Origin of the sequence: Zestomonas carbonaria (assembly GCF_904061905.1) — a bacterium.
Taxonomy (GTDB): domain Bacteria; phylum Pseudomonadota; class Gammaproteobacteria; order Pseudomonadales; family Pseudomonadaceae; genus Aquipseudomonas; species Aquipseudomonas carbonaria.
Window position 1 is genome coordinate 1 of the sequence record NZ_CAJFCI010000055.1, and the last position, 22,781, is coordinate 22,781.

Sequence of the window (22,781 nt, forward strand, 5' to 3'; positions counted from 1 at the left end):
GCCGAAGCCTCTTGCCCCTCTCCCTAACCCTCTCCCATGAATGGGAGAGGGGACTGGTCCGTGCGGACGGTCAGGTCCGCGTGGTATCACTGGCCTTCGTAGCCCGGATTTCATCCGGGCCACAGGCTCTCTACGAACCCTTCCCCTCCACCCGCGGATCGAACACCCGCGTCACATCCCCACCCAGCCGGAAGGTCTTGAACGGCTGCATCTTCCGTTTCCACGCCAGGGTCTCGGCGTTGCAGCGGTAGACGGCGCAATACGGTTCCAGCCAGGCGAACTTGGCCTGTTTCTTCAGGTCGGTCATGTCCTGTTTCTTGCCGGCCTTGTCGGCGAACTGGGTGGGGGTGTCGACGCCCTGGATCACCCGTTCGGCCAGGCGGCGCAGGGCGGCGTCGTGGTCGTCGCGCAGATCCACGCCGTTGGCGTCGGCGAAGGCGGCGATCATCGCCAGCGGCGGCAGGGCGTAGTTGTGGTAGGCCAGCGCGCGTTGCTGGCGCTTGAGTTCGTTGGGCAGGTAGCCGTCGGCGTCGATCTGGCCGGCGGCGACCTGGAACTGTTGCACCGCCCAGTCGAACAGGTCGCGGCGGTCGGTGACCACGGCGGTGGCCATCACCGACCAGGCGGCCCAGTAGGAGTGGTTGTTGATCTTCTTCAGTGGCAGGTCGCTCCAGTCCTTGACCGTCTGCTCGGCGAGCCGGGCGAACCACGATTCGATCAGTTGCGACTCCTGCGCATAGGGCGCCAGCGGCTGCGACTCGCTGAACTTCAGGCGCAGCCAGGCCGAGGCCAGGCTGCCCAGCGCCCATTTGCGCATCGACTTGCCGGTGTGGTTGAAGTCGGTGGACAGCAGCGCGTCGGCCCGAGCCCAGGTGTTCAGCCATTGCACGGCGCATTGCAGGTCCTGCGCGCGGCCGTCGCGCATGTAGCGCATCACCTGGCGGTTCACGCCGCGTTCCAGTTCGGTGATGTCGCGGGTCGTCTCGCGGAAGGCTTTTTCCGATTCGCGATTGAGGGTCGCCCGGGCGCTGTCCGAACCTTCGTACTTGCTGCGGAACACCAGCCGGCCGGTGTAGGGCGTCGGCGTCGCGGCGCAATCGTTCGCGCCGCCGGATTTCACCCGCTCGACCGACGCGTAGTAGCCCTGCGGCGGCACCAGGCTCGCGGCCTGGGCAGTGCCGGCGAACAGCGCCAGGCCGAGTAGGGCGGGAGCGAGCAGGTTGGATGCGTTCATGGCGTCACCTCACAGCCCGGCCTGGGCGTTCTGCGACAGGGGTTGGCGCTGGCACAGGCGGGCCTCGACCTCCAGCGGCTCGCCGCCGGCCTCGGGGCCTTCCAGTTCCACTGCCAGCAGGTTCTGGTCGGCCCAGTCGCGGTCTTCGCGCAGGTCGAAGACGAAGCGGCCGTTGGTGTCGGCGGTCGCCGGTTTCTCGAGCTTCACCGATTCGCGGCGGCCGTTGAGGTACCAGAGGTTGGCCTTGACGGTCTTCACCGAGGTGTCGGCGAAGGTCAGTTCGATGCGCCCGTTGCGGTTGGCGATCGGCTTGGCGCCGCTGTTGACCAGCACTTCCTGCTTGCCGGGGCGCAGCCTGGCCTTGTTGGCGAGCACCGCCGGCTTGCCCTCGCAGCCATCGTCGAGCAGGGCGAACAACTGCCGGTAGATGCTTTCCTGGTCCAGGCTGTACAGCGGCGAGAATTCCCAGATCAGGATCTTCGGCGGGCTGTCGCGGAATTCCTGGCTGCCCAGGTACTCGATCATCGAGCCTTCCAGGCCGCCGCCGGGGAAGGCGACGTTGAGCACGTCGGCGCCGATGTGCTCCTGCAAGAAGCCGGCGAAGTTGTAGTTCTGGCCGCTGTGGCTGGTGCCGACCAGGACGATCTGCGGGTTGCCGGAGTCGCCGAACAGGTCGTCGCTGCCGCTGGCGTCCTTCGGTTCGGTGGCGAACTGGTCCATGTATTCGATGGCGTAGCTGGTGCCGCACAACTGGCCGGCGACGTTGTGCAGGGTGCCTTTCTTGCCCATGCGGCCGATCACCTTGCTGACGAATTCGCGGCGCGGAATGCCTTCGAAGGCCGGCATCCCGTGGATCGTGTCGGCGACGATCTTCGCCGTGCGCTGTGCGCCGTAGGGCGTCCAGTGCTGGTCGCCACGGAAGTAGAAGGTGTGCTCGTCCTGTTCGCCGGCCAGTGGCGAGAGGTCCGGGACCTCGTAGCCCATCTTCTCGAAGCGGCCGAGCATGGCCTTGTAGTTGGCCAGCGCGCGGTCGTAGTCGAAGCGGGCCTTTTCCGCCGGGGCGAGCTTGTCGCGGTTCACCAGGCCACGGGTCGGCTGGTAGACCAGCACCAGCTCGATGCCGCGCCGCGCGAAGGCGTCGTGCAGTTGCTGCATGCGCCGGTAGCCGAGCGCGCTGGTGTCGAACTCGGTGCGCAGGTCCTCGCGGGTGCGGAACAGCCAGTCGCCCTGGGCCTGGACCAGGGTCATGAAGTTCTTCTGGTAGTTGGTGGTGTACAGGCTGGCGTCGTGGGCCGCCGGGCACAGGTTGCAGCAGGGCTCGGCCTTGTAGGTCGGCGCCGGGCGCTGCTCGGCGCGCAGGTGGCCGGCGGCCAGGGCGAGGGCCAGCGGCGACAGGGCGATCCAATGGGTGAGTTTCATCGTCGTATTCCTCAATCCTGTAGTTCGGCCTGGCTTTCCACCGGGTCGATCAGCACGGCTTTTCGCTGGCGCACCAGCAGGTCGAGAATCTCTTCCTGGCGCTCGCCGAGGATGCCGCTGAAGCTGATGCCGGAGGCCTTGCTGGGCATCAGCATGTCCACGCGGTACAGCTCGACCGAGAGTGGCGAGTCGATGGCCAGCGGGCTGGAGCCGTTGCCGGCGAGCTGGCCGCCGACCACGATCATCGAGACCTTGGTGTCGAAGGGGTCGAGGTCGATGTCGCGGTCGGTGTCGGAGAGGTCCTTGGTGTGCCCGTAGACGCCAATCAGGCCGTTGCCGGCGGAGAGGTTCTCGTACAGGCGGATGTTCACGCTGTTGCGCAGGCGGATGCCGTGGCGGGCGTTGTCGATGACGCGGTTGCCCCACAGCAGGTTGTTCGAGCTTTCGTAGATGGTGATGCCATCGGAGCGGTTGCCGTGGACCTCGTTCCAGGCCACCAGGTTGTTCACGCTGTTACGGTCGATGACGATCCCGGAGAGCTGGTTGTCGTAGCTCTTGTTGTTGAAGATCCAACTGTCGTTGACCTCGCGGGAGACGATGATGCCGTGCTTCTTCTTCGTCCCGTGCACGGTGTTCTCGGCGATGATCAGGCGATGCGAGCGGTCGTGCGGGTCGATGCCGTAGACGATGTTGTCGCGGTAGGTGCTGCCCTTGACCACGAAGTCGTCGGTCTCGTAGCAGTAGAAGCCGTACCACATGTCGATGAACTCGGAATCGATGATCCAGCCGGTGGGTTCCTCGCGGCCCATCTGCTTGGTCATGTTCGGCGTGTACTGGGAGATGGAGACGCCGTAGGACTTGCTCTCGTCGTAGCCGAAGCTGGTGATCACGCTGCCCGCGATGTAGGTCTCGGTGCCGCCCCAGGAGAGCAGGAACGGACGGAATTCCCGGGGCTTGCGGAAGGTCGCCGGGCCGTTGTCGGCCTCGCGCCAGGCGGTGATCCGGCTGTCGACCACGAACAGCTTGCCGTCGTTGACCAGGAACGAGCCGCCTTCCTGGGACAGGCGCAGGTCGCGGGTCTTGCCGTCGATGTGCAGGGTCGCGCCGTGGGCCACCACGATGGGCAGGCGCGCCAGGTAGACCCCCTCGGCGGTTTCGCTGAGGTATTGCTTGGGTACCTTCTTCGCCAGGTCGGCGAGGTTGACGTAGCCGCCCTCGACGAAGATCGCCTGCGGCATGCCACGCTGCCGGCGCACCCACTCGGCCAGGCGGTTGTCGCCGCCGATGAACTGCTTCAGCGGGTCCTGCTGGACCATCCGCCGTATCGTCACGCTGCCGGGCTTGCTGCGATCGATCTTGGCGTTCACCGCCTCGACGGTGTAGCCGGACAGGTCGGGCAGCTTGGGTTCCTCCAGGTGCAACGGCTCGATGGGGGCGCTGGTGACGGTGTAGGTGTGGGCTTCGCGCAACTCCTTGGTCGAGCCGTTCTCGGGGTTGTTGGCCAGCACACTGGGGCTGGCGAATAGCAGAAGGGCGGCCAGCAGAGTCACCCCTCGCCCATTCATGGGAGAGGGGCCGGGGGAGAGAGAGTGTTGCCGGACGCGGGCCCTCTCCCCAACCCTCTCCCATAAATGGGAGAGGGGGCTGCCCGTGCGGGCTGGTTGGGTTTGTGGTTTGGACTTGGCCCTAGTGGCTGGCGAGGCCATGTCCCGGATTGCATCCGGGCTACCGTTCGGGCGCGGGCGATCGGCGTTCACCGGGCCAGTCCCCTCTCCCTCCGGGAGAGGGTTAGGGTGAGGGGCGGGGTTTCGGTGTGCGGAGAGGCCATGTTCCCTCTCCCCAGCCCTCTCCACTAGGCGTGCCCCCATGAATAGGAGAGGGGAGCTGTCCGTGCGGGCTGACAAGGCCACCTCCCCAATACCATCCCCCCCACGAACCACCCCGCAGGATGAGTCGAGCGCAGCGATACCCATCGGCCGTTTCATATCCCCGATCTCCCGCATCAGAAGCGCCAGATCACGTCGACGAAGGCGCGGTGCATCTTCGAGTCCGCCTGGCTGCCGTAGGCGTCGCCGGGCAGGAATACGCCGCCGCGGAAGCGCACCAGCGCCGAGGGTTCGTCGATGGCCTGGCTCATCGCCGCCGGCAGCAGGCCTTCCTTGAAGTACTTGGTGACCACCAGGTCGATCTCCTGGCCGACGTCCTTGTCGTCGTTGGGCATGGCGGCGGTGATGCCGCTGTCGCCGATCGGCTGGTCGCCGTCGACGCGCCAGAAGCGGTGGTAGACCAGGCTGGCGTCGTACTCGTCGTGCAACTGCCAGGAGCCGAACAGGGTGGCGGCCTGGAGGTTGGAGAGCTCGCCACGGAACGCCTCGCCGAAACGGTGCACGCGGGTGCGGGTGCCGGTGAAGGCGGAGCGGTTGCTCTCCAGGCCGGTCTGCTGGAAGTTGTCGCCGCCATCGGAACCACCGCCACCGCTGCCGCGCGCATAGGCGACGCCGGCCTGCCAGCTCTGGTCGAAGCGCCAGCGCAGGCCGAGGTCGGTGCCCCAGGCGTCGACGTCGCCGCTCTGCTTGCCGGTGGCGATGCGGTCGTCGCCGACCACGGTGCTGGTCAGGCGGTCGCGGTCGCCGGTCAGCCAGGTGGCGCTGGCCCAGTAGTTGAGCTGACGGGTGTTGCGCGGGTTGTAGGCGTCGCTGTTGGCCTGGATGCCCAGCCAGGTGAGGTCGCCGGTGGTGGTCTTGTCCAGTTCGTCGACCACCTCGCCGGGGCGGCGCAGGTCGCCGTCGTCGCGGCTGTGGTGGGCGTTGAGGCCGACCCAGTGGCCGGGCTTCCACTGGGTGGCGACGTCGCCGAAGAGGTGCAGGCGGTCCTCGTCTTCCGGGGCCAGGTCGTCGATGTCGGTGCGGTATTCGTTGAAGCGTTCGGCGACGCCCAGGTTGGCGCGCAGCAGGGTGGTGTCGAAGCTCCAGGCGAGCGCTTCGATGTTGGTGTCGCGCCACAGGCCGTCGTCGTTGCGCAGGCGCTGGCGGCCGAAGCGCAGTTCCTCGCCGGGGTAGGCGGTGAGGCCGGAGTAGCCGATCCAGAACTCGCGCAGCGCCAGGTAGCTCTTGTCCGCCTCGCGGTTGTCGTTGCGGCGGGTGTCGTCGCTGAAGTCGTCGGACTGCAGGGTGTCGGTCTCGATGGTGTCGGTGGCGGTGACCGCCTGGCCCATGGCGAAGGCGCTCCAGTCGCCGCGCTTGAGGTAGCCCCAGGGGCGCAGGTCGAGACCGAGGCCGCTGACGTCGCCGCCATCGCGGGTGCCGAGGTCGCGGTCGTCCTCGGACTGGGCGGTGATCTTCACGTCCAGGCCGTAGCTGTCGTCGGTCATCTGCACCGCCCAGGCCGGAGCGCCGCACAGCAGCGGCAGGCTCAGGGTGGTGCCAAGCCAGTAGTATCGTTTCATAGGCAGTTCCATCAGGCTCATGGGGACATCCGTCACGGTTGCCGGGCGACGGTGCGGGCCGCCGGCGAGTGGTTCGGAGCGATGCCCCGGTAGTCGCGCTCGGCTCGCAGCAGGCGCTCGGCCTGGCTGCGCTGCGCCGGTTGCAGTTGCTGGGCGATCTGCGCCGCCAGTTCGCTGGCCTCGGGCCTGCCGCCTTGCTCGGCGAGCTGGCTGAACACGTAGGCGTTGACCGGGTCCGGGCGGATGCCGCGTCCCTGGCTGAACATCTGCGCCAGCGCCAGGTCGGCGTTGGCCTGGCCGCTGCGGGCGGAGGCGAGCAGGTGGTCGAGGGCCTTGTCCGGGTAGACCTGGCCGAGGAAACCGCGGCGGTAGATCTGTCCCAGGTAGTAGTTGGCGGAGGGTTCGCTGGCGGCGGCCGCGAGCAGGTGCTTCTCGGCCTTGAACGGGTTCTGCGGGACCAGCTTGCCTTCGTAGTGGAGCTTGCCGAGCAGCAGTTCGGCGCGCGGCCGGGCGGCGGCGCGGCCCTTGTCCAGATAGCCCATCAACTGCTCGACGTCGCCCAGTTCGGGGTTCTCGTAGAGCAGCCGGGCGAGGCTGACCCAGGCCGCCGGATAGCTCGGCGCCAGTCGCTCCAGCAGACCTTTCGCGGTCTCGGCATCGGGCGTGCCGAGTTCCTGGTCGGCGAGCACGTTGGCGACCGAATCGACGCGCTGGGCCGGCACCGCGCCGGCCTTCCAGGCGCCGTCCAGGCGCCCGACCAGCGCTTGCAGGCGGTCGCTGTCGCCGCGCTTGCGGTACACGGTGGCCAGCTCGACGTAGCACACGTCGCTGCTCGCCAGCGCCGCCTCGCAGATACTGGCGATCTCGTCGAGGTGCTGGTCGTAGCTGCCCTGGGTGCGATAGAGCAGGACCTGCGCCAGCTCCGCCTGCGGCCGGCCTTCGGCGCGCCACTGGCTGATCCGCTGCTGGGCGTTCACCTCGGGGAAGCTCTGCGGGTATTGCAGGTAGAGCATCGCCAGCGGCAGCAGGGTGTTCTGTTCGCCGGCCTGGTTGGCGCGTTGCAGCAGGCTTTCCGCCTCGCGGCGCTCGGCCTCGCTGGCGCCCGGCTTGCCGGCCAGCAGGCGGCCGAGGCGGGCGGCGGCGCGCGGCGACTGGTCGGCCGCCTGGCGATAGGTTTCTTCGGCCCGGCGCATCTGCTCGGGATCGCCGCTTTCCACCTGCAGGTCGGCGAGGCCGACCTGTGCGTCGGTGTAGCCGAGCCCGGCGAGCTGGCGGAAGTTGCTTTCGGCGGTGGCGGTGTCGCCGCGCTTCAGCGCTTCCTGGGCCAGGCGCTGGTCGGGCAGCCCGGCGCAGCCGGCCAGGGCGAAGGCCACGGCCAGGCCGAGCGGGGCGAGTCGGGTCTGGGAACCGGCCATTGGCATGTCCTCCTCAGAGACCGGCGGCCATGGCCTTGTCGATCAGCCAGTCGAGGGACGGGCCGCGATTGGCGCTGACTTCCGCCGGGCGGCCGGAGAGGGCGTTGTCCAGCGGCACGTCGGGCTGGATGCGCACGCGGATGTCGCTGGACAGCTCGTCGCTCAGGCTGCTGGCGACGATGCGCCCGCTGCGGGTTTCCGCCTCGCCGGCGACCTGGAAGCTGACCCGGGTGCCCGGCTGCACCTCGGCGAACTTGCCGTAGGGGAAGCGCGCTTCGACGCTGGCCTCGCCGCCGCGCGGGGCGAGTTCGAAGATCGCGTCGCCCTTGCTGGCGTACTGGCCGTCGGCGACCAGTTGGCGCACCAGGGTGCAGTCGCAGGGGCTGGTCAGGGTGCCCTTCATCTGCTTGCCGAACAGTTCTTCGATCTTCGCCGGTTGCAGGTCGCTGTCCTGCAGGTGGCCCTTGAGCATTTCCAGCATCGAGGTGCTGAAGGTGGCGATCGGCGCGCCCTTGGCGACCACGCCGTCCTCGCCGATCAGGCTCTGCACCGTGCCTTCGCGCGGCATGGTCACCTGCATGCCGGCCGTGCTGACCATCGCCGACTGGGCGTGGCTGACGAAGTACAGGTTGTACAGCGAGTGGCAGATGAAGCCGAAGGCGGTCACGCCGACCGCCAGCACGCCGAAGCTGACGGTCACCGCGCGCAGCCTGGCGAGTGCGCCCATGCCGCCGCCGGCGCCGTCCTTGCGCGGCTTGGTGAAGTTGTCGCGCTGCAAGGTGGTGAGCAGTTCGCCGACGCTGATCAGCTCGCCGGACAGGTGGGAGGTGATCAGTTGGCGCAGGGTGGCGATCTCGCGGGGCTTGAGGTTGTGGAACTGGCAGCCGACCCGGCCGCTGTCGGCGTCCACCGAGCGCACCTGGAACTCGACCTCGATGCCGAGGCTGATGTTGTCGATGACGAACATCAGCTTGCCGCGGTGATAGTCGCCGACCTGCACCGGGACCTTCGCCGCGCCGTAGGCGAAGCCGCCGGCGGAGATGTCCAGCAGTTGCTGCTCGACCAATTCGCGGTTGCGTCCGATGAAGCGGACTTTCGCGGGGATCCTGATCCGTGCGTGCTGGCGCTGGGTTTCCGATTCATGCACGACGTTGACGTTCACGGCTGTATTCATGGCGTTTTTCTCGGTCAATTCCATTCGGGTTGGCTCAGACGATGAGCAGCAGCGTGGCGATGAACACACTGGCGGCAGAGAAGGTCATGGAGCGTGACGACCAGGTGTTGAACCAGCGCTGGAAGCTGGCCAGGTCGCGGGTGAGCTTGGTCGGCTGGCGCGTCCAGGACTGCTGGTCGAGGCGGAAGAACACGTAGATCTTCACCAGCGCGCCGACGACCTGGTTGTAATAGAGGATCAGCGGGTAGGCCGGTCCGATGTGGTGGCCGGTCACCGACAGCAGCAGGGTCAGGATCAGCCGGGTGATGCCGATCCACAGCAGGTAGATCAGCAGGTAGGCGACGCTGTACTTGAGGCTGGCGATGATCGCCACGGCGAGCCCGAGCAGGCAGGTCCACATCGACACGCGCTGGTCGAACAGCACCAGGCTGGTGAACGCGCCGAGGCGCTTGCGGCCGAGGCGCATGGCCCGCGAGTTCTGCCGCAGGTTATTGCCGTACCAGCGGAACATCAGCTTGCGGCTGGCCTTGATGAAGCTCTTCTCCGGCGGGTGCTCGACGGTGTTGATCGCCGCGTCCGGCACGTAGAAGGTGTCGTAGCCCAGGCGCATCAGGCTGTACCAGCTCGACTTGTCGTCGCCGGTCAGGAAGCGGAAGCGGCCCAGGCGCCAGTGCTCCAGATGGTCGCTCTCGACGTCGGCGATGAATTCCGGGTTGGTCACCACGCTGGCGCGGAACACCGACATCCGTCCGGTCATGGTCAGCACCCGCTTGCTGAGCGCCATCGAGCACATGTTCAGGTGGCGCTGGGCGAAGCGCAGCTTGTGCCACTCGCTCATGATGTAGCTGCCGCGCACTTCGCAGAACTCGTTGGTGGTCAGCCCGCCGACGTTGGGGAACAGCTTGAACCAGGGCACGGTGCGCTTGACCACGTGCGGTTCCAGCACGCTGTCGCCATCGATCACCGCGACCACCGCGTGTTCGTCCGGCAGGTGCCGGGAGATGGCGCGGAAGCCGTTGGCCAGGCCGTCGCGCTTGCCGGTGCCGGCGATCCGCACGAAGTCCAGCTTGACCCGCTCCGGCGGCGCGTACTTCTCCCACAGCGCCTTGACCAGCAGCTCGTCGGAGCGCTCGACGATCGAGCACACCACGGTGGTCGGGTAGCCGCAGGCGATGGCTTCCTCGATCACCGAGCGGTAGACCATGGCGGTGGTCAGCGCGTCGATGCGGAAGCTGGTGACCATCAGGAACACGTGGGACGGATCGGCCGCCGCGCCCAGCTTGCGCACCTTGCGCCGGTAGTGCGGATAGACCACGTAGAGGAACAGCATGCCGCGCATGAAGTGCATGGCACCCATGGAATAGCGCCAGATGCCGACCGCGCCGATCAGCAGCAGGAAGTCCTTCGACTCCGGGTCGAATACCGTGCGCGGCAGCGCCAGGGCGATCAGCATCAGCAGGCTGAGGTAGAACACCCATCCGGCGGCTTCGGCGAAACCCTGCTTGAGCCTGTCCATCATCTGTATCCGTCGTCTCGCGCGGACGCACCTCGGGCGCGGCGGCGACGAGAAGCTCGTGCCACCGGGCAGGGTGGGTCCGCAAAATTGGGCAGGAATCAGGTTCCGCCGGCGTGCTCCGGACGTTGCGGTGCGTCGCGGCACCGGCGGAACTCAAGAAAATCGGGGCCGTCGCCTCATGGCTGAATGCCGATGCTCTGCGGCATCGGGGCGACGGCGCCGTCTCGGCGCAACTACCAGCAGATACCTTCGCTGCCGTTGCGGCTGGTGTGCGCCATGAAGCCGACCAGGTCGACGATCTGCTTGCCTTCCGGCGTCTCTTCGACCAGGCCACGGAAACGCTCGTCGGCGTTGCCGAGGACGATCAGGTCGGCACGCTCGACCACCCGTTCCAGGTCGCTGTCGAGCAGCGACGAGACGTGGGGGATCTTCGACTCGATGTACTCCTTGTTCGCCCCGTGGACCCGCGCGTACTCGACGTTGCGGTCGTAGATGCTGAGGTCGTAGCCCTTGCCGATGAGCATTTCGGCCAGTTCCACCAGCGGGCTCTCGCGCAGGTCGTCGGTGCCGGCCTTGAAGCTCAGGCCGAGCAGGGCGACCTTGCGCTTGTCGTGGTTGGCGATGAGGTTGAAGGCGTGCTGCACCTGGGCGCCGTTGCTGCGCATCAGCGAGCCGATCAGCGGCGCCTCGACGTCGAGCTGGCTGGCGCGGTAGTTCAGGGCGCGCACGTCCTTGGGCAGGCACGAGCCGCCGAAGGCGAAGCCGGGCTTCAGGTAGTAGCGCGAGAGGTTGAGCTTGTGATCCTGGCAGACCACGTCCATCACCTCGCGACCATCGACGCCGACCGCCTTGGCGATGTTGCCGATCTCGTTGGCGAAGGTGACCTTGGCCGCGTGCCAGACGTTGCAGGTGTACTTGATCATCTCGGCGACTTCGACGTCCTTGCGGATGATCGGCGCGTCGAGTTCGCGGTAGAGGGCTTCGAGGGCGTCGCCGGAAGCCTTGTCCAGCTCGCCGATCACGGTCATCGGCGGGTAGTCGTAGTCCTTGATCGCGGTGCTCTCGCGGAGGAACTCGGGGTTTACCGCGACGCCGAAATCGACGCCGGCCTTCTTGCCGGAGCAGTCTTCGAGAAGCGGGATGACCACCTTCTTCACCGTGCCCGGCAGCACCGTGCTGCGCACCACGACGGTGTGGCGCTCGGCCTTGTCGCGCAGCACGAAGCCGATCTCGCGGCATACCGATTCGATGTAGTCGAGCTCCAGGTCGCCGTTCTTCTTGCTCGGCGTACCGACGCAGATGAACGACAGGTCGGTGGCGGCAACCGCTTCGGCGACATCGGTGGTGCCACGCAGGCGGCCGGTTTTCAGGCCCTGTTGCAGCAACTCTTCCAGGCCGGGTTCGACGATGGGCGATTTGCCCTGGTTTATCAGGTCGATCTTGGTCGTGGAAACATCCACTCCAATCACTTCATGACCACGTGCAGAGAGGCAGCCGGCACATACTGCACCGACATAGCCGAGACCAAAAATGCTGATGCGCATTATATTCACCTTGTTCTGTTATCACGCCTATTTGAAGTTCCGGTGAAAATTAACCGGGGTCCATTATGGTGCCCATGCCAACATTTATTGGCCGAGCGCAGGCATAATAAAGTTCGTGCGCCGAAGTGTTCGGCACGCAAGTAGGGCATCTTGTGGGTAGAGTCGCCCGAGGGATATTGGCCGATGCTCCAATACTGGGCGTCGTGCCTGGTTTAGGCTGCTGGTGGTCTACTTTTGGTGCGATTTCTCCTGAACTAAAAGTAGCGATACTGCATATGCAAAGTGCTCGAGGATATTAACTCGCAACTACGGCGGATGATCGTCCGCTGGCACTTTGGCAACCTGTTTAATAACGGTTACGCGGACTATGAGCGATCCGCGCAAATGATAGTTCCTACCGTTCGTCAGACTTTTACAAAGGATGTCAGGATGCAACTACACGAATTCCAGTACTTGCAAACTACTGGCACTTGTCGCGCAAGCCGCTAATTATCTGGAGGTTTCAGGAGAGGGATGTTTTATTGCCAGTACGAAAATTGACGCCGTTTTTTCGGCGATGACCGGCGAAAAAATTTCGAGATTTTTCACGGCTGCATCGGGAACAACCGCACCGTGGAGCATCGGAACGGCCGTTTACTTTCGGGGGGAAGGGAGAAGTTCACCGCACGGTAACGCCCCCATAGGGTGCAGCCGGCTCCCCGGATTGCAAGACCGTAGGGTGCGCCGCGCGCACCGATTCGGGAGCGGCGCGATGGTTCCCGGCCAGACACCGATCCCGCATCCAGTGAACAGCGCCCTACTGCGGAGCGTCGCGCAGGAACACCAGGTTGTCCGGCGTGGAGTCCTTGGCGGAGTAGTAGTAGCCCTGCTCGTCGAAGTCGACGAGGGCGGCCGGGTCGACCAGGCGATGCTTGATCACGTAGCGGGCCATCAGGCCGCGGGCCTTCTTGGCGTAGAAGCTGATGATCTTGTACTGGCCGTTCTTCAGGTCGCGGAACTCGGTGTCGATGACCCGCGCCTTCAGCGCCTTGCGCTGCACCGCGCCGAAATACTCGTTGGACGCCAGGTTGAGCAGCACGTCGTCGCCCTGGGCGGCCAGCGCCTCGTTGAGCCAGCCGCTGATGCGCTCGCCCCAGAAGGCGTAGAGGTCCTTGCCACGGGCGTTGGCCAGCTTGGTGCCCATCTCCAGCCGGTAGGGCTGCATCAGGTCGAGCGGGCGCAGCACGCCGTAGAGGCCGGAGAGCATGCGCAGGTGGCGCTGGGCGAAATCGAAGTCGTCCTCGCTGAAGTCTTCCGCGTGCAGGCCGGTGTAGACGTCGCCCTTGAACGCCAGCAGCGCCTGCTTGGCGTTGTCCGGGGTGAACTGCGGGTGCCAGCTCGCGTAGCGTGCGGCGTTGAGCCCGGCGAGCTTGTCCGACAGGTGCATCAGTTCACCGATCTGCAGCGGCGTCAGCTCGCGCAGTTGGGTGATCAGCTCCTGGGAATGGTCGAGGTATTCGGGCTGGGTGTAGCGGGAAGTGGCCGGCGGCGTCTCGTAGTCGAGGGTCTTGGCGGGGGAAATCACCATCAGCATGCGTATCGTCTCCTCTCGGCGAGGGGCGATTGTAGGCTGATGAAGACCCCGGCTCCACCTATCGGGAGCCGGGGCTTGTATCTATCGATACGTCAGTCGCGGGCCGGCAGCATGGCGCGCAGCACGTTGTCGCGGCGGACGCGGTGGTGCCAGATCGCCGCCCCGGCGTGGCCGAGGATCAGCGCGAACAGCAGGTACTGGGCTGTGACGTGGAAGGTCTTGGCCACTTCGCGGACGGCGTCGGAGAGCGGCAGCGGGGGAATCTCCACCAGCCAGAACAGGTTCAGCGGGCGCTTGCCGAACAGCAGTCCGCTGAGCGGCATCAGCAGCAACAGCAGGTAGAGCAGCGCATGGCCGGCCTTGGCGGCGAGCTGGTTGAGGCGCGCATCCGCCGGCAGCAGTTGCGGCGCGCCATCGCGGGTGCGCACCAGCAGGCGCAGCACGGTCAGCAGCAGGACCAGCAGGCCCAGGGACTTGTGCAGGGTGAACACCCCGCCGGCGCCGCCGAGCAGGCCGGCGAACAGGTCGCTGCCGTAGGGAAGGGCGATGATGACCAGCACCAGGATGGCGCTCAGCCAGTGCAGGGTGATCTGGGTGGGGGAGTAGCGGGCATCGGTCACGGTTTTTTCCTCGTCATGGAGCCTCCCCGCGATTCGTGTCGCGAGTGATGGCTGGTTTCTTCCTGAAGGCCGCGAGGTTAACGCATTGGCGTGGCAACTGCCGGCGAGGTGGCGTTGCAAATTGTTATGGCGGCCGGAGATGGGCGCGCGCAAAGGCGGGAAGGACTTAGGACTTTAACGGGCAGGGCGAAGGTGAGCCAAGCGTTTTTCGTCGCATGGAAAAATAAAATCCCAAAACGCGAAAAGTCATTTTTCTTGTCATCTTTTTTGGAGTATCAACAGAAACAAGACCGTCGAAACCTGCAGACTCAGGTGGCGGCCATCGGCCCATACCTTGCTTGCATCTTCTCGTGCCGCCGTGCCGAGAAGGCGGCGGCCTTCCCCGGCGGGCGCCATGTTGGCGCGCCGTCGTCTCGCCCTAGCAGAAGGTGACCGAGTATGGATGATCACGGACGCACCCGCCCCACCGCCCCGACTCTCTACGCCCTCGATACCAACGTTCTGATCCACGATCCCAATGCCCTGCTCAACTTCGAGGAGCACCACGTCGCCATCCCGATGACCGTGCTGGAAGAGCTGGACAAGCTGAAGAGTGGGAAACAGGGTGTCGCCGCCGAATGTCGCCAGGCCATCCGCCTGATCGACAAGATCCTCGGCAACGCGAACCCGGACCAGGTCGAGCATGGTGTACCGATCCCGCGCGATACCGGAGGTAGCTGCGGCTTCCTGTCGATCCTCATGAGCAAGCGCGCCGAGCCGGTCACCTGGCTGCCGGAAGACCTCAACGACAACAAGATCATCAACCAGCTCGTCGAACTGAAGACCCGCAAGCCCGGCTTCTCCGTGGTGCTGGTCACCAAGGACATCAACATGCGCCTGAAGGCGCGCGCCTGCGGCATCGAGGCGGAGGACTACCACACCGACCAACTGGTCGACGACATCTCCCTGCTGCCGCACGGCTACCACAACCTCGAAGGCTCGTTCTGGGACCGCGTCAGCACCGTCGAGACCCGCCAGGGCCACGGCCGCACCTGGCACCGCGTACAGCTCACCGACAACCTGCCGGCGGTACACATCAACGAATTCATCGTCGACCAGCAGGGCTTCGTCGGCTGGATCAAGGGCATCGAGAACGACGAACTGCTGATCCTCGACCTGCACCAGGAACCGCTGCTCCACCAGGAGGCATGGGGCCTGCGTCCGCGCGACATCTACCAGGCACTGGCGCTCTACGCGCTGCTCGACCCGGACATCCACCTGGTCAACCTGGCCGGCGCCGCCGGTTCCGGCAAGACCATCCTGGCGCTGGCCGCGGCCATCGAGCAGACCATGGTCAGCAAGCGCTACCGGCGGATCATCGCCACCCGCAGCGTGCAGGGCCTGGACCAGGAAATCGGCTTCCTGCCCGGCACCGAGGCGGAGAAGATGGAGCCCTGGCTGGGCGCCATCACCGACAACCTCGAAGCCCTGCACATGGACGACGAGAGCACCCACGGCAGTGTCGACTACATCCTCCAGAAGGTGCCGCTGCAGTTCAAATCGCTGAACTACATCCGCGGGCGCAGCTTCCAGCAGAGCCTGATCCTCATCGACGAATGCCAGAACCTCACCCCGCACCAGATGAAGACCATCATCACCCGCGCCGGCACCGGCTCGAAGGTGGTCTGCCTGGGCAACCTGGCGCAGATCGATACCCCCTACCTGTCGGCGCCCAGCTCGGGCCTGACCTACCTGACCGAACGATTCAAGGACTTCCCCCATGGGGTGCACATCACCCTGCAAGGGGTGCCGCGTTCGATCCTGGCGGAGTACGCGGAAGCGAACATGTGAGGGGGGAAAGCCGGAAAAGCCGACAAGAGCGCTGGAGGCTGAAGGCTGGACGATCGTGGGGCGGATGCGGTCCGGGGTGGGTTTCCCGGATTGCATCCGGGCTACGCGAACCCTGACTACAGCCTGCGACGTGCTTTCTGTATACAATTCTCCGGAAGCGCGGGCCATCCACCGGTCCGCTGAGGAGACCCCGCTGTGCTGACCCATCTCGATTCCCAAGGCCGCGCCAACATGGTCGATGTCACCGACAAGGCGGTGACTTCCCGTGAGGCGGTGGCCGAAGCCCGCGTGCGCATGCGCCCGGAGACCCTGCAAATGATCGTCGACGGCGAGCATCCCAAGGGCGACGTGTTCGCCGTGGCGCGCATCGCCGGTATCCAGGCGGCGAAGAAGACCTCCGACCTGATCCCGCTGTGCCATCCGCTGCTGCTCACCAGCGTCAAGGTCGAACTGAGCGCCGAGGGCACCGATGCGGTGCGTATCCAGGCACGCTGCAAGCTGGCCGGGCAGACCGGCGTGGAAATGGAAGCGCTGACCGCCGCCAGCGTCGCCGCGCTGACGATCTACGACATGTGCAAGGCGGTGGATCGCGGCATGGTCATCGAAGCCGTGCGCCTGCTGGAAAAGCAGGGCGGCAAGAGCGGCCACTTCAAGGCCGGGGAGTCACGATGATTCGCGTGCAGTATTTCGCCCGTTACCGCGAGGCGCTTGGCCTCGACGGCGAACAATTGGCCTGGAATGCGTCCCTCGCCAGCCTCGATGACCTGCGCCAGCACCTGCTGACCCGTGGCGGCGCCTGGGAAGTGCTCGCCGAGCAGAACCTGATGTGCGCGCGCAACCAGGAGCTGTGCAGCCTCGACGAGGCCCTGGAGGACGGCGACGAGGTGGCGTTCTTCCCCACCGTGACGGGAGGTTAGAGATGGGCATTCGGGTACAGCAGGAGGCCTTCGATCCCGGCATTGAACTCAATGCCCTGCATGCCGCCAATGTCGGCGTCGGCGCGGTGGTCGGCTTCGTCGGCTACGTGCGAGATTTCAACGATGGCCAGGATGTCTCGGGGATGTTCCTCGAACACGCGCCGGGCATGACCGAGAAGGCCCTGGCGAAGATCGCCGCCGAGGCCGAGCAGCGCTGGCCGCTGCTCAGGATCGAGATCCTCCACCGCGTCGGCCGCCTGGAGCCGGGCGAGCCGATCGTCTTCGTCGGCACCGCCAGTGCCCACCGCCAGGCGGCGTTCGATGCCTGCGAGTTCATCATGGACTACCTGAAGACCCGCGCACCGTTCTGGAAGAAGGAAGACACCGCCGAAGGCCCGCGCTGGGTCGAAGGCCGCGACAGCGATCAGGACGCCGCCGGGCGCTGGAAAACATAGCATAGGGTGGGCCCGGCGGCGTTCCGCTTCAGCCAACCACCCACTCTTCGCCAGACGGTGGGCTCGACGATGGGTTACGGCGCCAGACGTTTTGCGCCGGTCCCGTAGGGCGGAGCCCGGCGCCTCACCCATCCTACGGGTTCACGGCCTGGCTCCGTAGGATGGGTGAGCGGCGCCGGGCCATGGCCCTGCAGATCCCTTCCGGACTCGATGCGCCGCGTAACCCATCACGCGGGCCCCCACCAATCATGTCAGATGCAGGGTGAGGTAGAGCTTCACCGCGATGGGCGCCAGCATCAGCAGCGCCCCGGCCCCGATCAACCGAACCCCCCACTCGTGCTCGCGGTTGTTGAAGCCGATGCCCAACAGCATGAACCCGGCGAGCAACGGCACCAGCATGACGAGGAAATGCTCCATGTTACGTCTCCACTCCGGCGAAAGGGCCTGATCACAGCTTAGCCGTTCGTCGGGTGGCGGCGCTGACCTGGGTCAATATCGCCCGGCTCGTCAGCGCCGCAACGCCGGCAGCAGTTGCAGCAGGCTGTCCGGCAGGCGCTCGCGCAGTTCGCTGGTCAGTGCGTCGCGGCGTTTCTGGTAGGCCAGGCCGAGGGCGATCACCGCCAGGCCGATCAGGGTCAGGACGATGGGGAACAGCAGCGAGTCCTTGAACACGGCGTAGGACAGGTGGCCGAGGTAGCCGGCCACGCCGAGGGCGCCGAAGACCATGAACACCGGGCGGCGCAGCAGCACGGCGCAGGCCATCAGGCCGAGGTTGACCAGGCAGTAGAGCGCCTTGCCCAGCTCGCTGCCGCTGTCCATCAGGCTCAGCCCGCCCCAGAACGCCAGCAGGCCGGCCAGGTAGCCCCAGAAGGCGAAGTCCTGCTTGCTGCGGCCGTCCACCAGCAGGCTGGCGAGCAGCAGGGCCAGGCCGAACCACAGTGATACCCAGCGGCGCGTTTCCCAGTCGAGGATGCCGCCGCTCACCAGTTCGGTGAGGTCCATGGACATGAACCACAGGGCCACCGCGATGGGCATGGCGATGAACGGGAAGGGCAGCAGGCGCAGCACCAGCAGGCCGACCAGCACGGTGGCCGCTTCCATGGCCAGCCAGCCGCCGCGCACGTAGACGTAGTAGTCGTGGTAATCCTGCTGGCCGTCGTCCAGCGGCCACAGGCCGGTCAGCCGCTGTATGGCGAACACCGCCAGCGGCGTCAGGCTCACCGCCACCGCGCCGAGCAGGCCGCCGGGGATGCGCTGGCCGCGTTGCCACAGGCTGCGTCCGGCGAGCAGGAACACCGCCATGTAGGCGAGGGCGATCAGCAGCAGGGCGATGTCGCCGATGTTCATCCAGGCTTCGGTGAGCAGCCAGCCCATGGCGCCCATGATCAGCAGGGCGCCGAAGTAGTAGGCGACATGGGCGAGCTGGAAGCTGGGGCGGGTTTCCGGCTGCTGGCGCAGGAAGTCGAGCAGGGCCTGATCCTGGCCGGGATGCAGGATGCCGGCGCTGACGGCGCGGGCGAGGTCTTGGGCGTCGAGCTTGAGGGTCATGGCGGGCCTCCGTTTCCCGGGTTGACGTTTCCAGTGCCGCTGTTCGGCACAGTCTGGCCCCGTAGCCTGGATGAAATCCAGGGAATCCGGCAACCAATCTCCCCGGATTGCATCCGGGCTACGACGAAAAAGGCGAAGCCATGGCTTCGCCTTTTCTCGGTACCGTAGGGTGGGCTTCAGCCCACCAGACATGGCTCAACTCTGCTGGCTGAGTCCCCCTACGCCTTGCTGGCGGCTCAATGCCGGCGCGGCACCGGCTTGAGCAGTTCGGCTGGCGGGTACTCGCAGTTGATCTTGCGGCCGAGCAGTTCCTCGATCGGCGGCAGGGCGAAGGCGTCGTCCTCGCCGGCGAAGCTGATCGAGGTGCCGCTGGCGCCGGCGCGGCCGGTGCGGCCGATGCGGTGCACGTAGTCGTCCGGTACTTCCGGCAGGGTGAAGTTGATCACGTGGCTGATGCCGTCGATGTGGATGCCACGGCCGGCTACGTCGGTGGCCACCAGCACGCGGATGTGCCCGGCGCGGAAGCCTTCCAGCACCTTGATGCGCTTGTGCTGCGGCACGTCGCCGGACATCTGCGCGGCGCTGACGCCGTCGCGCACCAGGCGTTCCTCGATGCGGCGAACCTCGTCCTTGCGGTTGGCGAAGACCATCACCCGCTCCCAGTTGTTCTGGGTGATCAGGTTGTACAGCAGCTTGTACTTGTCGCTGCCGGCCACCGCGTAGACGTGCTGCTCGACGGTTTCGCTGGCGACGTTCTCCGGCTCGATCTCGACGATGGCCGGGTTGGTGGTCCACTGCTGCGCCAGGTTCATCACGTCGTCGGTGAAGGTGGCGGAGAACAGCAGGGTCTGGCGCTCGGCCTTCGGCGGGGTCTGGCGGATGATCTGGCGGACCTGGGGGATGAAGCCCATGTCGAGCATGCGGTCGGCTTCGTCGAGGACCAGCACCTCGACCATGTCCAGATGCACCTCGCCGCGCTGGTTGAAGTCCAGCAGGCGGCCGGGGGTGGCGACCAGGATGTCGCAGAAGCGCGATTCCAGTTGCTTGAGCTGCTTGTCGAAGTCCATGCCGCCGACGAAGCTCATGACGTTGAGGCCGGTGTACCTGGTCAGCGCCGCGGCGTCCTTGGCGATCTGCACCACCAGCTCGCGGGTCGGGGCGATGATCAGCGCACGCGGCTCGCCCATGTAGCGTTCCTTCGGCGGTGGGGTCTGCAGCAACTGGGTGATGATCGAGATCAGGAACGCGGCGGTCTTGCCGGTGCCGGTCTGCGCCCGGCCGATGGCGTCACGGCCCTTGAGGGTGTAGCCGAGCACTCCGGCCTGGATCGGCGTGCAGTAGGGGAAGCCGAGGTCGTGCAGGGCGTGCATCAGCTCGGGGGCCAGCGGGAAGTCGTGGAAGCGGGTCTTGCCTTCCTGCGGCTCGACCACGAAGTCCTCGAGTTTCCAGGTGCTGGCCGGGGTCGGCGGCTTGGCCGGCCGTTCGCGGCGCGGTTTCTCGGGCTTGGGTTTGTCGGCTTTCGCCTGCTCGTCGCGCGGTTTGCGTTCCGCGTTGGCCTTGGGCGCACGGGGTTTGCCGTCGCGGGCGGGCTTGTCGTTCTTCGGTGGTTGGCTGCGGCCTTCACGCGCGGCTGCGGGCGCTTCACCCTGCGGAGTCGGCGCCGGTTGTTCGCCGGAGCCCTTGCCAAACATCTTCTTGAGTGCTTTGAGCACGGGAATCTCTTCAGGTTGGTTAAGGAATGAACGGGCGCCAGTGTAAAGCAAGATGCCAGTGCGGCGAAGTGCCGCGCGCCTTGCACGCTTCAACAGCGCTGGCTCAGGCCTCCGGCAGGTTGGCGAGCAGCAGGCGCCGCACGTTGCCGCCCATGATCGCGGCGATTTCCTCTTCGCTGAAGCCGGCCTGTTGCAGGCCCTCGGTGAGTTGCGCGAGGCCGCTGGTGTCGAAGGGAGCATGGATGGTGCCGTCGAAGTCGGAGCCGAGGGCGACGTGCGCGACGCCGACCTTGTCGGCAGTGTAGCGGATCGCCTTGACGATGGCGGCCACCGAGGTCTCGCACACCGCCGCGTCCCAGTAGCCGATGCCGATCACCCCGCCGGTGGCGGCGATGGCCTGGATGTGCCGGTCGCTGAGGTTGCGCGGGCCGGGGCAGGTGCCCTGCACGCCGGTGTGGGAGACCAGCACCGGGCGGGTGGCGCTGGCCAGCACGTCGTCGATCAGTTTCTGCGAGGCGTGGGCCAGGTCGATCAACATGCCTTTCTGTTCCAGGCGGGCGATTACCCGGCGGCCGAAGCGGGTCAGGCCGCCCTGTTCCATGCCGTGGGCGGAGCCGCCGACCTCGTTGTCGAAGAAGTGGGTCAGCCCGGCGATGCGGAAGCCGGCGTCGTACAGGCGGTCGACGTTCTCCAGCCGGCCTTCCAGCGGATGCAGGCCCTCGGTGGCGAGGATGCCTGCGAGACGCTGCGGGTCGCGCTGCCAGGCGGCGATGAACCCGGCCAGCTCGCGGCGGCTGGTGACCAGGGTGAGGCGCCCGTCGCTGGCGGCCACGGCCCGGTGCAGGCGTTCGCTCTGGTACAGGGCGCGCTCCAGCAGGCTGCCCCAGGTCGCGCGTGGCCAGCGCTGGGCCATGATCAGCGGGGTGATGTTGTCGGTGTCGTCGTCGTTGCGTTCGTAGTTGAGGTTGCGCGGCGTCTTGGTGACGGTGGAGAACACTTGCAGGGCGACACGCCCTTCGAGCAGGCGCGGCAGGTCGCTGTGGCCGTAGTCATGGCGCTCCAGCAGGTCGCGCTGCCAGAGCAGGGCGTCGTCGTGCAGGTCGGCGATGAACAGGCGGTTGTGCAACTGTTCGGCTGCCGGGCTGGCCGGGTAGGGCGGCGGCGTGGCGACGCTGTTCATCCGCCGGTCAAGCAGCGAGGGCAGGCTGAAGAAGATGCCCAGGCCGATCACGGCCAGGACCAACAGGGCGATGAGCGTTTTGCGCATGGGGACGTCCGTGTTGTTGTCATGCACGGACTCTAGCCCGTAGGGTGGAAAACCGCGAAGCGTTTTCCACGGGAAAAGCCGGTGGATGTGAAAGGCGACATCCACCCTACGCTGAGCCGACGTTTTCCGTAGGAGCGCGCCATGCGCGCGATTGCGGCCATCAACCGCAGAGGCAGTTGCGTCCCTTCTGCTTGGCCTGGTACAGGGCACGGTCGGCGCGGGCGATCAGGCTTTGCAGGCTGTCCTTCGGGTGGTTCTGGGTGAGGCCGATGGATACCGTGACGCCAGGCAGGACGCCGACCGGCGAATAGAAGTTGGTGATCTGCTCCAGGCTATGGCGCAGCCGTTCACCGATGGTGCGTGCCTCGTCGTCGGCGATTTCCGGCAGGAGGATGACGAACTCCTCGCCGCCGAAACGCACCAGGCTGTCCTTCGGCCGCAACTGGGTGCGCAGGGTATGGGCGACCATGCACAGGGCATAGTCGCCGGCCAGGTGGCCGTGCTGGTCGTTGTAGGGCTTGAAGTGGTCGACATCCAGCATGAGCAGGCTCATCGGCTGGCCGTTGAAGGCGCAGCGGGTGTTCTCGCGCTCGAACACATGCTCCAGCCAGCGGCGGTTGAAGCTGCCGGTGAGGGTGTCGACGTTGGCGTTCTGCTCGCTGTCGAGAATGATCCGGTTGCCCTGGCGGACCCGCTCGCAGAGCAGTTCCAGGAGGTTCTGCACCACCTGCGGGGACTGGTTGAACAGCGTCACCAGTGCCTCGCGGTGCAGGCGCAGCGTGGTGGACGGCTGGGTGGCGACCACGTAGGCGGAGGGGTAGTCGTTGTCGATGAAGCTGATCTCGCCGGCACAGTCGCCCGGTTCCAGGGTGGTCACTGGCTGGTTGTCCAGGGAACCCAGGTAGACCTTGAGTTCGCCGGAGAGCAGCAGGTAGAGGTACTGGTTGCGGTTGAAGGGAGAGAGCAGCACTTCGCCGTTGTCCAGCTCGCAGGCACGAAACTCCTTGAGTAGCTGCGAGAGGATGCCAACGGTCACCTTGTTGAACAGGCGCAGATGGCGTAACTGCTGCGGATCTTCCTGCCAGTGCATGGTTTTCATGGCTGTGGCGATC

Annotated in this window: 19 protein-coding genes; 4 read left to right on the plus strand and 15 right to left on the minus strand. The window is 66.1% G+C overall.

The window, feature by feature from the left end:
* Positions 1 to 130: 130 nt before the first annotated feature.
* The 10 genes from PSEWESI4_RS13880 to PSEWESI4_RS13925 form a co-directional block, all read right to left on the minus strand.
* Positions 131 to 1,234 (minus strand): mannuronate-specific alginate lyase, encoded by a 1,104-nt coding sequence (locus tag PSEWESI4_RS13880; protein ID WP_187671803.1) that lies wholly within the window; start codon positions 1,232 to 1,234, stop codon positions 131 to 133.
* A 9-nt stretch (positions 1,235 to 1,243) separates the two neighbouring features.
* On the minus strand, positions 1,244 to 2,653 hold the full coding sequence (locus PSEWESI4_RS13885; RefSeq protein ID WP_187671804.1) for an alginate O-acetyltransferase: 1,410 nt from the start codon (positions 2,651 to 2,653) through the stop codon (positions 1,244 to 1,246).
* An 11-nt stretch (positions 2,654 to 2,664) separates the two neighbouring features.
* Complete coding sequence (gene algG, locus PSEWESI4_RS13890; RefSeq protein ID WP_235978941.1) at positions 2,665 to 4,203, minus strand: mannuronan 5-epimerase AlgG; 1,539 nt, start codon at positions 4,201 to 4,203, stop codon at positions 2,665 to 2,667.
* Between the two features lie 452 nt (positions 4,204 to 4,655).
* Positions 4,656 to 6,098, minus strand: a complete 1,443-nt coding sequence (locus tag PSEWESI4_RS13895; protein WP_187671806.1) for an alginate export family protein — start codon at positions 6,096 to 6,098, stop codon at positions 4,656 to 4,658.
* Positions 6,099 to 6,130: 32 nt separating this feature from the next.
* The gene (algK, locus tag PSEWESI4_RS13900; RefSeq protein ID WP_328821892.1) at positions 6,131 to 7,513 is read right to left on the minus strand and encodes an alginate biosynthesis TPR repeat lipoprotein AlgK; all 1,383 of its coding nucleotides are present in this window, start codon (positions 7,511 to 7,513) and stop codon (positions 6,131 to 6,133) included.
* Between the two features lie 13 nt (positions 7,514 to 7,526).
* The gene (locus PSEWESI4_RS13905; protein WP_187671808.1) at positions 7,527 to 8,687 is read right to left on the minus strand and encodes a PilZ domain-containing protein; all 1,161 of its coding nucleotides are present in this window, start codon (positions 8,685 to 8,687) and stop codon (positions 7,527 to 7,529) included.
* A gap of 34 nt (positions 8,688 to 8,721) precedes the next feature.
* Positions 8,722 to 10,203: a mannuronan synthase gene (gene alg8, locus PSEWESI4_RS13910; RefSeq protein ID WP_408004314.1), complete on the minus strand. Its 1,482-nt coding sequence runs from the start codon at positions 10,201 to 10,203 to the stop codon at positions 8,722 to 8,724.
* A 233-nt stretch (positions 10,204 to 10,436) separates the two neighbouring features.
* On the minus strand, positions 10,437 to 11,747 hold the full coding sequence (gene algD, locus PSEWESI4_RS13915) for a GDP-mannose 6-dehydrogenase (RefSeq protein ID WP_187671810.1): 1,311 nt from the start codon (positions 11,745 to 11,747) through the stop codon (positions 10,437 to 10,439).
* 796 nt (positions 11,748 to 12,543) lie between these two features.
* The gene (gene yaaA, locus PSEWESI4_RS13920; protein ID WP_187671811.1) at positions 12,544 to 13,320 is read right to left on the minus strand and encodes a peroxide stress protein YaaA; all 777 of its coding nucleotides are present in this window, start codon (positions 13,318 to 13,320) and stop codon (positions 12,544 to 12,546) included.
* 92 nt (positions 13,321 to 13,412) lie between these two features.
* Complete coding sequence (locus PSEWESI4_RS13925) at positions 13,413 to 13,940, minus strand: cytochrome b (protein WP_187671812.1); 528 nt, start codon at positions 13,938 to 13,940, stop codon at positions 13,413 to 13,415.
* Positions 13,941 to 14,378: 438 nt separating this feature from the next.
* On the opposite strand from PSEWESI4_RS13925, the gene PSEWESI4_RS13930 reads away from it, so the two are divergent.
* From PSEWESI4_RS13930 to moaE, 4 genes are all read left to right on the plus strand, one after another.
* Positions 14,379 to 15,770, plus strand: a complete 1,392-nt coding sequence (locus PSEWESI4_RS13930; RefSeq protein ID WP_187671813.1) for a PhoH family protein — start codon at positions 14,379 to 14,381, stop codon at positions 15,768 to 15,770.
* A 195-nt stretch (positions 15,771 to 15,965) separates the two neighbouring features.
* Positions 15,966 to 16,442, plus strand: coding sequence for a cyclic pyranopterin monophosphate synthase MoaC (gene moaC / locus PSEWESI4_RS13935; RefSeq protein ID WP_187671814.1), 477 nt, complete (start codon positions 15,966 to 15,968; stop codon positions 16,440 to 16,442).
* Positions 16,439 to 16,687 carry a MoaD/ThiS family protein gene (locus PSEWESI4_RS13940; protein WP_187671815.1) on the plus strand — a complete coding sequence of 83 codons (249 nt, stop codon included), beginning with the start codon at positions 16,439 to 16,441 and terminating at the stop codon, positions 16,685 to 16,687. The genes moaC and PSEWESI4_RS13940 overlap by 4 nt, the downstream gene beginning before the upstream one ends.
* A gap of 2 nt (positions 16,688 to 16,689) precedes the next feature.
* The gene (gene moaE / locus PSEWESI4_RS13945) at positions 16,690 to 17,142 is read left to right on the plus strand and encodes a molybdopterin synthase catalytic subunit MoaE (protein WP_187671816.1); all 453 of its coding nucleotides are present in this window, start codon (positions 16,690 to 16,692) and stop codon (positions 17,140 to 17,142) included.
* Positions 17,143 to 17,388: 246 nt separating this feature from the next.
* Here the strand turns inward: moaE and PSEWESI4_RS13950 are convergent, their stop codons facing one another.
* The 5 genes from PSEWESI4_RS13950 to PSEWESI4_RS13970 form a co-directional block, all read right to left on the minus strand.
* Positions 17,389 to 17,559, minus strand: coding sequence for a hypothetical protein (locus PSEWESI4_RS13950; protein WP_187671817.1), 171 nt, complete (start codon positions 17,557 to 17,559; stop codon positions 17,389 to 17,391).
* A gap of 90 nt (positions 17,560 to 17,649) precedes the next feature.
* Positions 17,650 to 18,690 (minus strand): DUF2157 domain-containing protein, encoded by a 1,041-nt coding sequence (locus tag PSEWESI4_RS13955; protein WP_187671818.1) that lies wholly within the window; start codon positions 18,688 to 18,690, stop codon positions 17,650 to 17,652.
* Positions 18,691 to 18,926: 236 nt separating this feature from the next.
* A complete protein-coding gene (gene rhlB / locus PSEWESI4_RS13960; protein WP_187671819.1) occupies positions 18,927 to 20,402 on the minus strand; it encodes an ATP-dependent RNA helicase RhlB in 1,476 nt (491 codons plus the stop codon).
* Positions 20,403 to 20,505: 103 nt separating this feature from the next.
* Positions 20,506 to 21,669 (minus strand): dipeptidase, encoded by a 1,164-nt coding sequence (locus PSEWESI4_RS13965; RefSeq protein WP_187671820.1) that lies wholly within the window; start codon positions 21,667 to 21,669, stop codon positions 20,506 to 20,508.
* Positions 21,670 to 21,829: 160 nt separating this feature from the next.
* Positions 21,830 to 22,768, minus strand: a complete 939-nt coding sequence (locus tag PSEWESI4_RS13970; protein WP_187671821.1) for a GGDEF domain-containing protein — start codon at positions 22,766 to 22,768, stop codon at positions 21,830 to 21,832.
* Positions 22,769 to 22,781 lie beyond the last annotated feature (13 nt).